We start from the raw sequence: 14,382 nt of genomic DNA, 5'->3' as shown, positions 1-14,382 counted from the left end.
ACACGAAGAGGCGATGACGTGGCCGCAGACACCCGGACCGGGACGGGGCCGCGCGACCGGTTCCGCGCGCAGGTGCGCCAGGAAGTGAAGACCGCGGCCCTGCGCCAGCTGGCCGAGGGCGGCCCGGAAGCACTGTCGCTCAACGCGATCGCCAAGCAGTTGGGCATGACGGGACCGGCGCTCTACCGCTACTTCGCGAACCGCGACAGCCTGCTGACCGAACTCGTCGTCGACGCCTACGGGGACCTCGCGTCGGCCCTGTCCCGCACCGCCGACGCCTGCACGGGGGACGCCGTCGCCCGGCTGACCGAGCTGGTCCGGGCCTACCGGGGCTGGGCGCTGGCCGAACCGCACCGCTACCGTCTGCTCTTCCGGGCGCCGCTCCAGGGCTATGACGCACAGTCCACGAGCCTGGTCGAGGCCTCGCAGGCCGCCATGACCGTGCTCCTGGAGGCGGTGAGCGCCCTCGCCGAGCCCGACGCGCGGGTCCCTGACGGCGCGGCGGCGCAGTTCCGGAAGTGGCGGGAGCGGCACGGCTTCGAGGGCGTGCCGGAGGCGGTCGCCGCGCGCTCCACGATGCTCTGGGCGCATCTGCACGGCACGGTCGGCCTGGAGATCGAGGGCAACTTCACCTCGATGGGCCTCGATCCGTCCTTTCTCTACGAGGCCGAGGTGACGGACTTCCTGCGGTCGCTCTGAGACGGAGGCGACCCCGCGGGCCAGAGGCCCGGCCGCTGGCATGCCGCACGCAAGCGGGCCGGGCGCTCACACGCGCGCTCCTCGAACAACAGAGTGAAAGTCCGTCGGAGGTCCGCAGGAGACCCTCAATTCGCGTACGGTGTCCACGAATTGCCTCCGAGCGACACCTACCGCATCGGGACCACTCACCCGGTCCGGGAGGACTGCGGCATATACCGGAAGCATGACCGTATCGGGTGTTGCCAAATCCCTTACAGCGCGTCGCGGGCTGTGCGACAGTCGTAACGGTCCTTCCGTCAGCTAGGTCGTACCGTCCCCGCATCGGAGTACGTCATGCCACCCCATCTCTCTGCGGACCGCCCCGCCGCTCAGCCGCCCGCGCGCGGCACGGTCGACGCGCTCATCTCGCAGACGCGACGCCTGCTCGGTGAGGTGGACGCCGTACGGCGTGAGGCGCCGGCCGACGGCGAGGACGCCCAGGGACGCTGGCAGCGCGCGCTGTGCAATCTGGCACTGCACCAACTGAGCGATCTCGACGAGCACTTGGCGCAGCTTCGGGACGGACCGCCGGCCGTGACCGATCCGCCCGCCGCGGCTCCGGCCGTCCGGAGCGCGCCGGCCGCACCCCGGCACGGCTCACTGCTGAGCCGGGTCGGCAGCGCGGAGTGGAACCTGCGGACGGACGAGGCCAGCTGGTCCGGTGAGCTCTACCAGATCCTGGGCCGCGACGCCGCCGCTCCCCCGCTCACCCTCGACGAACTGCCCTCGCTGATCCTCGACGAGGACCGCCCGATGCTGACGACGATGGTCACCGACTGCCTCATCGACGCCAAGCCCATCGACGGGGAGTTCCGCATCGTGCGCCCCGACGGCGGAGTGCGCACGGTCCACATGATGGGTGAACCGGTGCTCGACGCCGACGGCAGTACCGCCTCGATGTGGGCCGTGCTGCGCGATGTCAGCGAACTGCGCCTCAGCCAGCGGACAGTGGGCGAGACCCGGGAATCGCTCCAGCGTCAGCGGCACGTCGCACAGACCGAGCACCGGCTCGCGGTCGAGCTCCAGGAGGCCGTGCTGCCACCCTGGCGCGGATCTCTGCGGTTCCCTCGTCAGGGCCCTCGGGCACTGGACGTGGCCGCCCACTATCTGCCGTCCTCGTCCAGCGCACTGATCGGCGGCAACTGGTACGACGCGCTGGAACTCCCCGACGGGGAAACCCTGTTGAGCGTGGGCGACCTCACCGGACACGGGGTCACCGTGACCTCGGGCATGGCGATGCTGCTCGGCGCCCTGCGCGGCATGGCTGTCGCGGGCACCCAGCCGGGTCAACTCCTCTCCTGGCTCAACCAGTTGCTCGACACCACCGTCCAACCCGCCCTGGGCAGTGCGGTGTGCTGCCGCTACCTGCCCGCGACCCGCACCCTCAACTGGGCACAGGCAGGACACCCCGCCCCGCTGCTGTTCCGCGACGGGACGGGGCGTGCGCTGGACGCACCGGACGGCGTACTGCTCGGGGCCACCTCCGGTGCCGTCTACGGGCAGGCCGAGGAGAGCCTCCGCGTGGGCGACCTGCTGCTCCTGCACACCGAGGGACTGGTGCCCCGGCGATACGGTTCCCCGCACCCTGACGAAGCCGGGAGTACGGGAGGAACAACGGCCGTCCAGAGGCTGCTCGGCCTGGCCCCGCGCTTCGGCGAGGCCCGCACGGCCCAGGACTGTGTACGGATGGTTGTCGAGGAATTCGGTGAGACCGAGCGCGAGGACGACGCCTGCGTGCTCATCGCCCGGATCGGGTCCTGACGCGGATGACTCCGGGAGCCGATGACGCCGGGGTCGCACGCCTGGTCACCATCGCATTCACGGTCGGACGACGGACGCCGACGAGACGAACGGCCAGGATCCGCACGGCCCTTGACGGCTGACGCCGTTGCCGGACGAGCCGCCCGGCACCTCACGGATCGCCCTCCCCGGACCCGAACTCCGATCCGGACCCGTACCGCGATCCCCGCGCCGTGCGGAGAAGACGGACGCAAGCCCTCTACACCCGCGCGCTGTCGCCGCGCCGAGGCTTCAACGAACCCTTCGGCAGCGCGAGTTTGATCTCCTCACGCAGATCGCTGATCTTCGGATAGCTGGAGTACTGCCCGGTGAGCCGGTACATCTCGCGCAGCCGGTCCCAGGTGCGATGGGAGGAGTTGGATCCCATCGACGTGAGGGCCAGTCGCGCGTAGCGGTCGGCCTGTTCGGGGTCGTCGGCGATGAAGCAGGCCGAAGCGAGGGAGATGTGGTCGAAGATCTTCGACCGGTCCCGGCCCGACTCCCGCAGCTTCAGCGCCTCCTTGGCGTGACGCTGAGCGGTCGCCGCCGCGGCCGGCTCGTGCTCGGCGAGGGTGCGGTAGGCGAGAGCCTGCATACCGTGCATGTCGGCCTCGTCGAACAACTGCATCCAGCTCGGCGGCGGTACGTCACCGCGGTCGGACACGAACAGGTCCTCCGCGACACCGAGGGTGCGCCGCATGGCCTGCCCCTTGCCCATGGAGGCCTGAGCCCAGGCCTCGATGGTGTGGAGCATGGCCTGGGTACGGGGCAGCACCTCGTCGCCCGAACCGGACTTGGCGAGCTTCATGAGGTCGAGTGCGTCGTCGGGCCGGCCCAGGTGCACCATCTGGCGAGCCGCCCGGGAGAGCGCCTCTCCCGCACGGGGCCGGTCGCCGCCCTCCCGGGCCGCGTGGGCGGCGATGACGAAGTACTTCTGGGCCGTGGGCTCCAGGCCGACGTCGTGCGACATCCAGCCCGCGAGGACGGCGAGGTTGGCGGCGACGCCCCACAGGCGCCGCTGGAGATGGTCGGGGTGCCGGTAGGAGAGCATGCCTCCCACTTCGTTGAGCTGGCCCACCACGGCCTTGCGTTGCAGCCCGCCGCCGCGGGCCGCGTCCCAGGCCCGGAACACCTCGACGGAGCGCTCCAGTTCCTCGATCTCCTGCGACCCGATGGGGGCGGCCTCGTAGCGGTCGAACCCGGCGGGGTCGGCATGCAGGGGGTCTTCGAACTGTGGAGCGTCGGCCGTCAGGGCCGGATCGGTGTGCAGCCAGTCGTGCATGGCAGTGCTGAGTGCGGATCCCGCGGCGAGCGCGGCACCCGCGCCCACCAAGCCGCGTCGGTTGAGCATGAGGTCCATTCCCGTGAATTCGGTGAGGACCAAGGCAGTCCGCTCGGGCGCCCACGGCATTCCGTCGGGATGTTCCACACTCCCGGCGGCGCCTTGCCGTTTCCCCGCACGCCCGTGCCTGACCAGACCGAGGTCCTCGATGGTCACGACACGGCCGAGACGCTCGGTGAACAGAGCCGCCAACACGCGTGGCACCGGATCGCGCGGGATCTCTCCCATGTCGATCCACCGCCGCACCCGCGAGGTGTCGGTCGCCAGCTGGGGGTGACCCATGGCCGCCGCCTGCCGATTGACCATTCTCGCGAGCTCGCCCTTGGACCAGCCGGCCAGGCCGAACAGGTCCGACAGACGGGTGTTGGGTTGTCCGTTCACGTCAAGCCCCCAGGTTCTCGGCTGATTCGACAGTAACCGCCTGTCAGTTGCTGAGCGACTATTCGCCAGGGTTCGCCAGGGTGCGCCAGATGGTGTGCCAGTGGACGTCGGGTGTCAGGTAGGAACGCGCCACCCCGACCCGGTCGCCAGGGACATTCCCCAGGATGAGCCAGGCGGCCGGGGCGGGAGGCGCGGCAACTTGCAGGCACACGAAGGGATCTGTTTCGCCCATGTACACAGCATCGTCCTCCGTGTCCGCTCCGCCCCGGTCGTTGCACCCCCGCCCGGTGGGCAGCGGCCCTTACCTCGACCCCGCGCGTCAGGCGGCTCCCGTGCTCGGTGCCGGCCGGACGCGCCGCGTGCCGGGGCTCGGCACCCAACCCCTCAGCGGGAGACTCGACTTGTCCGGCCCTCAGGGGGCCCAGCTGCGCACGGCGATCGCGTCGGTGCACCGGATCTGTCCGGAGTTCGCTCCGGTCCAGGTGCTGCGCCGCAGCGGACGCTCCGTGCTCCTCGTCGGAACGACGGGGCGCAGTACGGCCGTCGCCAAGTGCTTACTGGACCACTCCCCCGTCTGGGCCGAGCGGATCAGGCACGAAATAGCTGCATACCGTCTGTTCGTCCGGCACCGCCCGCCCGTGCGGGTGCCCCGGCTGATCGCGGCGGATCCGGACAACTGCACGCTGGTGATCGAGCGTATGCCGGGCCGGGTGGCCGCGCTCCAGCGCCATCCGGTCGAGGCCCCGCCCCGCGCGGACATCCGTGCCGCGCTGAGTGCCATCTGCCGGCTGAACACCTGGCGGCCGCCGGCGGGGACGTTCAACGCCCCGCTGGACTACGCGGAACGGATCTCCCGCTTCCATGAGCTCGGGCTGCTCACGGACCGGGACATGGGCGATCTGCAGAAGCTGGTGCACGGCATCGCGTCCTCTTCCGGCCGCCAGGGCATGGGTCAGTTCTGCCACGGCGACGCCCTCCTGTCGAACATGCTCCTCTCACCGGCCGGTCCAGTGCTGGTGGACTGGGAGCACGCGGGCTGGTATCTGCCGGGCTACGACCTGGCGACCCTGTGGGCGGTCCTCGGCGACGCCCCGGTGGCGCGCCGTCAGATCAGCCAGCTCGCGCAGTCGGCCGGCCCGGCGGCGCGGGACGCCTTCCTGGTGAACCTGATGATCGTGCTGACCCGCGAGATCCGGACGTACGAGACGGCCGTGCAGCGTTCCCTGCACGACGCGGCCCCGGCGGCAGCGGGCCCGGCACACCCCGCTGCCGTGCCGTCCGGCGAGGAGCAGCGGCTGCTGCTGCGGCGGCTGCACGACGACTGCCAGATGGCCCGGCGGGCCGTGCGCGCGGCGGTCGGCACTCGCTGAAGGGGGACGGAGGTCCGCGGTGACGTCGTGACAACGGCGCACCGCGGGCCTCCCTCTTGTGCGGGCCCGCCATTCGGGGCATTGGTCCACGCCATTGACGCCCCGCAGGCCGGGAGGCCACCGCCACGAAACCGTCTCCGCCCCGTGCTGACATGGGAAATCGCCTGCCCCTGGGCATGATTGACGGATCGTCGGAGAGCCGGTAGCACTGACGCGTTCGGCTCTCGCACGCCCCACCGCGCACGACCGTCCCAGGAGGCTGCATTGCACTGGTCCGCCACCGAACCCAAGGGCACCACCGGGCACAGACGCGCGCGCAGGTCCGCAGGAGCCGTCGCCTCGGCGGCGCTGCTGCTGCCACTGCTCGGCGCGGCCCCTTCGAGCTCCGCCGAGGAGGTGCCCGCGGCCGGGCTGCAGCAGGCCTTCGCCGCCGCGGCCACCGAGTACCACGTTCCGCAGAGCGTGCTGCTCGCCGTCTCCTATCTCCAGTCCCGCTGGGACGCGCACGCCGGCGCTCCGAGCGTCACCGGCGGTTACGGCCCCATGCACCTGACCGACGCCCGGACGGCGATCGCCGACGCGGCGCACCACGGCGACGGCACCGAGGACGCCCGCGGTGACAGTTCACGCCCCGCCCTGCTGCCCACAGCGAAGGCACCCACCGACTCCGAACTCCCGGCCCGGCTCAAGACGTTGACGAAGGCGGCCGATCTGACCGGGCTGCCGGCGGGGCGGTTGCGCACCGACGCGGCGGCGAACGTCGCGGGCGGCGCCGCGCTCCTCGCCGCCGCGCAGCGGGACCTCGGCGAGCCCCTGAGCGACGACGCCGCCGACTGGTACGGAGCGGTGGCGCGTTTCTCCGGAGCGGACGACAGCGCCACGGCGGCGACCTACGCCGACGACGCGTACGAGGTGATGCGCTCCGGGGAGAAGCGCACCACGGACGCCGGCCAGCAGGTCGCGCTCGCCGCTCAGCCCGCCCTGAGCCCCGACACCGCTCAGCTCCACCGGGCGGGACTGCGAACGGCCTCCGCGGACGGCACCGAATGCCCGAGGACGGTGTCCTGCGAGTGGATCCCGGCCCCGTACGAGGAGTTCGGCCAGGGTGACTACGGCAACCACGACCTGGGCGACCGGCCCGCGTCGCAGAGCATCAAGTACATCGTCATCCACGACACGGAAGGCACCTGGGAAGGTGTCCTGAACCTCGTCCAGGACCCGACCTATGTGTCGTGGAACTACACCCTGCGCTCGACCGACGGGCACATCGCCCAGCATGTGAAGGCCAAGGACGTGGCCTGGCACGCGGGCAACTGGTACATCAACGCCAAGTCGATCGGCCTGGAGCACGAGGGCTTCCTGACCGCGCCCGACACCTGGTACACCGAGGAGATGTACCGGGCCTCCGCCCGCCTGGTGCGGTATCTCGCCCGGAAGTACGACATCCCGCTGGACCGGCAGCACATCCTCGGGCACGAGAACGTACCGGGCCCGACGACCTCCACCATCCCGGGCATGCACACGGACCCGGGCCCGTACTGGGACTGGCAGCACTACTTCACCCTGCTCGGACACCCCTTCCACCGCTCGTTCCGCAAGGGCGACCTGGTGACCGTGCTGCCCGACTTCGACGCGAACCAGCCGGTGTACACGGGCTGCGTCACCGCGGGGCAGCCCTGCGCCGCGCACGGCTCCAGCGAGGTGCGGCTCTACTCCCAGCCGGACGAGACCTCGCCGCTCATCCAGGACATCGGCCTGTACCCGAAGGGCGACGCCTCGACGACCGGCGTGAACGACGTGGCCTCACGGGTGTCCACCGGACAGCGGTACGCGCTCGCCGGACAGGACGGCGACTGGACGGCGATCTGGTACCTGGGCCAGAAGGCCTGGTTCAAGAACCCGCGGAAGCAGCCGACGGCGGTGCGCGCGGCCGGGCTGTCCGTGACACCCAAGGAGGGGCTGGCGCAGATCCCCGTATACGGTCGCGCGTACCCGGAGAAGGAGGCCTACCCGGCGGGCGTGCCCGTCCAGGCCGTCTCGCCGCTGCCGTACAAGCTCCTCGCGGGCCAGCGCTACGCGGTCGGTGACAAGGTGCCCGGCGAGTACTTCTACGCGCCGACCTTCGACACGACGCCGCACCGGGTCGTGATCGGCACGGACATGTACTACGAGATCCAGTTCGGGCACCGGGTGGAGTTCGTGCGGGCCGCGGACGTGGACCTGGTCCGGTAACCCGATTCGATGGCCGGGGGCCGGGTCCGCGTGCGGCGGGCCCGGTTTCCGGCCACCGGTGGCGACAATGACACGGGCAACCGACCAGGGGATGTGCCGCCTAGGACAGGTTCGGCCCCGGTAGGGCCAGTTAACGACATGTAACCGCGCGCCCGATCGATGTGCGCTGGGATGGGTCGCTCACAGTAAGCGGCACATCTGGGGCGGGTATGGGCGACTTCGTCAAAGAGACTTCAACGCGACCCGCCGATGCGGCGGACCCACTGCGCTGCCAGTGCGGCGGCCCATCGCGCGCGAGCGCACCGGCGGGGGCCGAGGAAAGGTTTCGGGGTCTGCTGGAGGCGGCGCCGGACGCCATGGTCATCGTCGACGACACCGGCACCATCAGACTCGTCAACGCGCAGACAGAGGCCCTCTTCGGATACCAGCGCGAGGAACTCCTCGGCCACTCCGTGGAACTCCTCGTACCGGGCCGCTTCCGCGCCCACCACCACCGGCACCGCGACGGCTACGCCGACAACCGCCAGGTCCGCCCCATGGGAGCCGAACTCGAACTCCACGGCCTGCGCAAGGACGGCACCGAGTTCCCCGTCGAGATCAGTCTCAGTCCACTGGAGACCGCCGACGGACTCCTCGTCTCCGCCGCCGTCCGCGACGTCAGCGACCGCAAGGCCGCTGAGGAAAGGTTTCGGGGTCTGCTGGAGGCGGCGCCGGACGCCATGGTCATCGTCGACGACACCGGCACCATCAGACTCGTCAACGCGCAGACAGAGGCCCTCTTCGGATACCAGCGCGAGGAACTCCTCGGCCACTCCGTGGAACTCCTCGTACCGGGCCGCTTCCGCGCCCACCACCACCGGCACCGCGACGGCTACGCCGACAACCGCCAGGTCCGCCCCATGGGAGCCGAACTCGAACTCCACGGCCTGCGCAAGGACGGCACCGAGTTCCCCGTCGAGATCAGTCTCAGTCCACTGGAGACCACCGACGGACTCCTCGTCTCCGCCGCCGTCCGCGACGTCAGCGACCGCAAGCGCGCCGAGGCCCGGATCAACGAACTGGCCGGTCTGGTGGAGTCCTCGCAGGACGCGATCCTCGCCAAGACCCTGGACGGCCACATCACGTACTGGAACGCGGCGGCCCAGCGGCTGTACGGCTACACCCGGGCCGAGGTCATGGGCAGGCACGTGTCGCTGCTCGCCACCACCGAGCGACGCGGCGAGATCGACCAGCTCCTGGACCGGCTGCGCAGCGGTGAGAAGGTCGAGCACTTCGAGACCCTGCGGCTGACGCGGTCGGGTGATCTGCTGGACGTGGACATCACGCTGTGGCCCACGCGCGCCACGGACGGTTCGGTCATCGGCGCGTGCGCGATCGTCCGTGACATCAGCGACCGCAAGAAGGCCGAGGCGGAGCTGACCTTCCTCTACGAGCAGCAGCGGCACATCGCCCTCACGCTCCAGCGCAGCCTCATGGGTACACCGCCCGCCATCCCCGGTATGACCACCGCGAGCCGCTACCGGCCCGCCACGCAGGGAGCCGGGGTGGGCGGCGACTGGTTCGACCTGATCCCGCTGGGGGCCGGCCGGGTCGGGGTGCTGATCGGCGATGTGATGGGCCGCGGTCTGGACGCCGCCGCCGTGATGGGCCAGCTGCGGTCGGCCGCGCACGCCCTGGCCAAGACCGGAATGCAGCCCCGCCAGTTGATGCAGGCACTGGAGGCCGTCGTCGGGGATCTGGACGTGCCGGACCAGCTCGTGACCTGCTGCTATCTGGTCATCTCCGCCGACGCGGGCGAGGTGACGGTCTGCTCGGCGGGACATCTGCCGACGTTGGTGGCCACGCCCGGCGCTGATGCCCGGCCGCTTCCCGCACCGGTGAACGCGCCCCTGGGGGTCGGCGACATCCTCTACGAGCAGGCGACCTCGGTGATACCGCCGGGGGCGACGCTCGTCCTGTACACCGACGGTCTCATCGAGACGCCCGGCAGCGACATCGAGGACCAGCTCTCGGAGCTCACGGCCACCCTCACGGAGCTGTTCACCACCGCGCCCGATCTGGAGCAGGCCGCCGACCATGTGCTGGCCGCCCTGCTGCCGGACGCCGACGGGCACAACGACGACGTCACGCTGCTGCTCACCCGGCTCCCCGACGGACCCCTGGCCTCGGTCGGCACCGACCTGCCCGCGACGCCAGAATCAGTGCCGGAGGGCCGTGCCTTCCTCAGCAAGGCGCTGACCGCGTGGGACTGCGCGCACTCCGCGGACGACGCCCGGCTCCTGCTCTCCGAGGTCCTCACGAACGCCGTGCAGCACGCCCAGGGCCCCATCGGCCTGCATCTGTGCCGCACCGCGACCGAGCTGACCGTGGAGATCAGCGATCACAGCTCGCATCTGCCGCAACCCCGTACGGCCACGGAGGACGAGGAGTCGGGACGGGGGCTGATCCTGGTGCGCACGCTCGCCGACGACTGGGGCGTACGTCCCACCGACGCGGGCAAGACCACGTGGTTCACCCTCAAACTGTGACGCCTGGAAGGGTGTTCGGCCTCAGCCCTGCTGGAAGAGTTCCGCGGGGAGCGGCTTCAGCAGCGCGTACAGGTCGTCCGTGATCGGACGGTCCCAGGCGGCGATGGTCACCAGGACGTTGTCGCTGCGGTCGAACTGCACGCAGGCGATACGGGTCTCGGAGAGCTTGAGCCTGCGCACGATCAGCAGGTTGTCCCCCTGCATCACCGGCATGTCCTCGGTCCCGGTGACGGTGACCTCCTCGTCGTTCTCCAGCGCGATCAGGAGCTGGGCCACCTCGAAGGGGACCTCGCCCTCGGCCACGTCGCGGGCCTGCGAACCCTCGGGCAGATTACCGATGATCATCGCGGGACCGCGGCCGCCGAACAGGTCGTAGCGCAGGAAGACGCCCTGGCAGCTTCCGTCGGGGGCGGGCAGCAGGCCCGCACCGAGATTGCCGGGCCAGTCGCCCGGATCCATGGCCAGAACGTCGAAGTCGGGCCCGGCGGGCGTGGCGCTGCGGCGGCGGAGGAAGGACATGCCGCAATGGTACGTGCACGGGCGTGTTGCGGGCCCCACGGGCGCCGTCCCCGCGGGGGCCGGAAGACCGCCCGCCGGCGTCAGGACGTGGCCTGTTCCCCCAGTGCCGCCGCCAGCCCCCTGCGGTCCGTGCCGACCTTGCGGTAGACCGCCGACAGGAGCCGGGTGACGGCGTGCTCGTCGATGTTCAGTTCCTGGGCGACCTGGGCCGCGGTGCGGTCCCGGGCGGTGAGTGCGGCGGCGGTGCGCTCGCGGGACGTGAGGGTGTCCGTCTCGGTGCTGTGCAGGCGGCGCGGTCGCAGTCCCGCCGCCGCCAGCTCGTCACGGGTGTCCTCGATGAGTCCGTCGGCGCCGCACTGGACGGCCGCGTCGAGGCCGCGGTAGAGGTGCTCTGCGGCTTCCTTGGGGCGTCCGGCGCGGCGCAGTTCGGTGCCCAGGACGACCAGGGCGCAGGCCAGTTCGTAGGCGGCCGGGGAGCGCTCCAGGTGACCGACGGCCTCTTCGAGGAGCTGGACGCGGGCCGGGCCCGGGGAGACCTCGGCGGCGACGCGCAGGGCCTGTCCGATCGCGGAGGGGGCGCCGTACTGGCGGGCGCGGTTCACCGCTTCGAGTGCCGTGGCGACAGCGCGCTCGGGGGCGTCGTGGCTCTCGGCGCGGGCGAGGTGGAGCTGCCAGGGACCCCAGGCGGGGTTGCGCATGCCGCGCGGGTCGAGACGGCGGCCGGCGGAGGCGAGCTCGACGGCGGCGTCCTTGGTGAGGCCGCGCGCGAGCAGGAGTTCGCCGTACACGGTCTGGGCGTCGGGGAAGGTCACGGCGGCCGGGAAGGGCGCGCAGAAGGCGTAGGCCTCGCCGGTCCGCGCGGCCTCCTCGACCTGGCCCCGGGCGAGCAGGACCTGGATGAGGGTGCCCACGGCGTACCAGTGGACGGGCGTGCCCGGCCCGACGCGTTCGGCCAGCCTGAGTCCCGCGCGGACGAAGTCCTCGGCTTCGGCGAGACGGCCGCGGCGGAAGCGGACGTATCCGAGGATCGTGTAGCCGAAGGAGAGGTGGGCGCCGTGCCAGCCCTGGGATTCGAAGTCGGCGATCCCGGTGGCGAAGAGTTCCTCGGTGCGGCCCGGCCGGTCGGCGTACATGAAGGTCATCGCGACCAGGACCGGGACCTCGAAGCCGCGGTCGGCCTCGGCCCAGCCGAGGCCGCCGGCCAGGGCGCGCTCGGCGTGGTGGAGGGCGATGTGGGCGGGTTCGCCGCGCAGGGTGGCGTCCCAGGCGCGCAGCCCGATGACATAGCGCTCGGTGAGGTCGTGGCCGGTGAGCCGGTCGGCGAGGCGGGCCAGCCGGCGGGAGCGGGCGGGCGAGTCGGGTTCGTCGGCTCGGAAGGCGTCCCACATGAACTGCTCGGACTGCATGCGCAGCCGTACCCGGGCGTCGCCGGTGACCGGGATCTCGCGGGCGAGGGTCTCGGAGGCCTCGGCGAGGCGGTCGCTGTGCGCGAGCACCTGGGAGAGGCGGTAGACGATGTTGTGGCGCAGCTCGGGGTCGGTGATGGGCTCTTCCAGGGCGGCGCGCAGATGGTTGACCGTGGTCGTCGGCTCGGTGAGCAGGGACGCGCAGCCCAGTTCGTACAGGACGGCGGCGCGGTCCTCGAAGGGCGGCGGTTCGCGCAGGGCGCGGGCGAGGTAGCGGCGGGCGGCGTCGGGTGCTCCGGCGCGCTGGGTCTCGCGGGCCGCGGCGCGCAGCTGCTGGACGATCCAGGTGTCGCCGTCCGGGTGGGTCTCCATGAGGTGGCGGGCGGCCGCGGCCGGGCCGAGTCCCTCGTCGATCACGCACCAGGCGGCCTGTCCGTGCAGGGCGACGCGGACACTGCCGGGGATGTCCCGGTAGACGGCGGTGGCGATCAGCGGGTGGACGAATTCGAGGGGGTCGGCGCCGGTGAGGATGCGGGCGGTGCGCAGGGCGTCCGCCGCGTCGGCGGCCTCCTCGGAGCCGAGGCCCGCTACGGCCGCGGCGAGACCGGGACGGATCTCGGTGCCGAGCACGGCGCAGGCCCAGGCGAAGCGGACGGTCGCGGTGCCGAGGCGTTCGAGGCGGGCGACGATGCCGCTGCCCTTGACGGCGGCGGCGAGGTCGCGCAGGAGGTGCGCCCCGTCCTCGGTCGGGGTCAGGCCGCGGTCGAGGACCTTCGCGGTCAGCTCGACGGCCTCGAACGGGTTGCCCGCGGTGACCGCCCAGCACTCGCGGCAGAACGCGTCGTCGGCCTGGGTGCCGAGATCCTCCCGGACGAGCCGGGCGACTGCCACCGCGCTGAGCGGTTCGAGGCCGATCGGACGTTGTCCGGCTCGGCCGGGCAGCCCCCGGAACGCCTCGGCGTGCTCGGGGAGTTCGTCGGGCCGGTAGGCGACGACGAGCAGCAGAGGGAGTTGCTCGGCGCGGGGCGCGAACGCGGCCAGCCAGCTGAGCGATTCGGCGTCGGCCCAGTGCGCGTCGTCCAGCACGAGCACCATCGGGGCACGCTGCACGGCGAGGTGGGTGAGCACCCAGTCGAGTCCGGCGCGCAGGCCCTGCTGGTCGGGCGGGGCACCCTCGGAGGGTGCGCAGAGGCCGAGCGCGGGGCCGACGATCGCGTACCAACTCCCCAGGGACGCGCGGAGTTCGGCCTCGGAGAATCCGGCGAGCTGTGGCTGAAGGAGCTGGCGGGCGACGTGGAAGGCGACGCGTTGTTCCTGTTCGCCGCCGCGTGCGCTCAGCACGGTGCAGCCCTTGGCCGCGGAGCGCCTGCGGACCTCGGCGAGGAGGGTCGTCTTGCCGATCCCGGCGCGTCCCGCGAAGGCGAGGAGGGCGCCGCGGGGGCGGCCCGGTGGCTCGCCGACGTCCCGGCGCAGGCCGACGAGGTCGCTCAACGCCTCGTCCGCCGTGGAGAGTTCACTCTCGCGCTCGAAGAGCGTCCGACGGCTGCGAAGGCTGCGTTGCCCCATGATCACCCCCTGTCACGATCGCGCGTCCGCGCGGGGAGCGGATGCGCACCGTGACCTTCAGGCACCTCAGCGTACGCCCCGATCATCCACGGGGCAGCCCGTTCGGGCGCTCCTGGTCGGAACCTCCGCACGGCGGCGGGCCGGGGAGGACCGGCGGTGCGCGGCCCCGGGCACGGGGGCTCGGGCCGCCGCCCCCTTCCCCGTGCGGGAGGGGCGGGGCGGGGGCCCGGCGTCCTCGGTTCAGGTCAGGTCGAACTCGCCCTCGCGGGCGCCCGATACGAAGGCGCCCCACTCCGCGGGTGTGAAGATCAAGGAAGGGCTCTGCGGGCGGCCACTGTTGCGCATCGCGATGAAGCCCTCGACGAAGGCGATCTGGACATCTCCCCGCCCTCGGCTGCTGGACTGCCATTCGGCTCTGCTGAGGTCCAGCTCCGGCTTGTCCCAGCCCGCGAGCGGGTGTTGCTCGATGGTGCTTTCGGCCACGTCCGTGCTCCTCCCGGTTCGTCGTCCGCGGCCAGCCT

General features: G+C 71.8%; 9 protein-coding genes. 5 read left to right on the top strand and 4 right to left on the bottom strand.

All coding sequences use genetic code 11. The features are described 5' to 3' along the window. Positions 1–18 precede the first annotated feature (18 nt). Together OHT01_RS35740 and OHT01_RS35735 are read left to right on the top strand one after the other, a co-directional pair. Complete coding sequence (locus tag OHT01_RS35740; RefSeq protein WP_328557250.1) at positions 19–699, top strand: TetR/AcrR family transcriptional regulator; 681 nt, start codon at positions 19–21, stop codon at positions 697–699. Positions 700–1,032: 333 nt separating this feature from the next. After that, positions 1,033–2,499, top strand: a complete 1,467-nt coding sequence (locus OHT01_RS35735; protein ID WP_328557249.1) for a PP2C family protein-serine/threonine phosphatase — start codon at positions 1,033–1,035, stop codon at positions 2,497–2,499. 238 nt (positions 2,500–2,737) lie between these two features. Here OHT01_RS35735 and OHT01_RS35730 read toward each other — a convergent pair whose 3' ends face one another. Further along, complete coding sequence (locus OHT01_RS35730; protein ID WP_328557248.1) at positions 2,738–4,240, bottom strand: DNA-binding protein NsdB; 1,503 nt, start codon at positions 4,238–4,240, stop codon at positions 2,738–2,740. A gap of 230 nt (positions 4,241–4,470) precedes the next feature. Between OHT01_RS35730 and OHT01_RS35725 the strand changes: the two genes are divergently transcribed. The 3 genes from OHT01_RS35725 (at position 4,471) to OHT01_RS35715 (ending at position 10,370) form a co-directional block, all read left to right on the top strand. Next, positions 4,471–5,610, top strand: coding sequence for an aminoglycoside phosphotransferase family protein (locus OHT01_RS35725; protein ID WP_328557247.1), 1,140 nt, complete (start codon positions 4,471–4,473; stop codon positions 5,608–5,610). 264 nt (positions 5,611–5,874) lie between these two features. Further along, complete coding sequence (locus OHT01_RS35720) at positions 5,875–7,842, top strand: N-acetylmuramoyl-L-alanine amidase (protein ID WP_328557246.1); 1,968 nt, start codon at positions 5,875–5,877, stop codon at positions 7,840–7,842. A gap of 263 nt (positions 7,843–8,105) precedes the next feature. Continuing rightward, positions 8,106–10,370, top strand: coding sequence for a SpoIIE family protein phosphatase (locus tag OHT01_RS35715; protein WP_328558381.1), 2,265 nt, complete (start codon positions 8,106–8,108; stop codon positions 10,368–10,370). A gap of 21 nt (positions 10,371–10,391) precedes the next feature. Here the strand turns inward: OHT01_RS35715 and OHT01_RS35710 are convergent, their stop codons facing one another. From OHT01_RS35710 to OHT01_RS35700, 3 genes are all read right to left on the bottom strand, one after another. After that, complete coding sequence (locus tag OHT01_RS35710; RefSeq protein WP_261706991.1) at positions 10,392–10,889, bottom strand: hypothetical protein; 498 nt, start codon at positions 10,887–10,889, stop codon at positions 10,392–10,394. An 80-nt stretch (positions 10,890–10,969) separates the two neighbouring features. Continuing rightward, positions 10,970–13,861 carry a helix-turn-helix transcriptional regulator gene (locus OHT01_RS35705; RefSeq protein WP_328557245.1) on the bottom strand — a complete coding sequence of 964 codons (2,892 nt, stop codon included), beginning with the start codon at positions 13,859–13,861 and terminating at the stop codon, positions 10,970–10,972. A 240-nt stretch (positions 13,862–14,101) separates the two neighbouring features. Beyond that, positions 14,102–14,344, bottom strand: coding sequence for a DUF397 domain-containing protein (locus OHT01_RS35700; protein ID WP_328557244.1), 243 nt, complete (start codon positions 14,342–14,344; stop codon positions 14,102–14,104). Between the last annotated feature and the right edge of the window lie 38 nt (positions 14,345–14,382).

Source organism: Streptomyces sp. NBC_00358 (genome assembly GCF_036099295.1).
GTDB lineage: Bacteria > Actinomycetota > Actinomycetes > Streptomycetales > Streptomycetaceae > Streptomyces.
Note: the sequence above shows the minus strand (reverse complement) of the source record. Positions and strands in the feature narration are given on the sequence as shown.

Coding starts and splice junctions, on each gene's coding strand:
- OHT01_RS35735 (WP_328557249.1), top strand. CDS start 1,033: ATGCCACCCCATCTCTCTGCGGACCGCCCCGCCGCTCAGCCGCCCGCG.
- OHT01_RS35725 (WP_328557247.1), top strand. CDS start 4,471: ATGTACACAGCATCGTCCTCCGTGTCCGCTCCGCCCCGGTCGTTGCAC.
- OHT01_RS35710 (WP_261706991.1), bottom strand. CDS start 10,889: ATGTCCTTCCTCCGCCGCCGCAGCGCCACGCCCGCCGGGCCCGACTTC.
- OHT01_RS35705 (WP_328557245.1), bottom strand. CDS start 13,861: ATGGGGCAACGCAGCCTTCGCAGCCGTCGGACGCTCTTCGAGCGCGAG.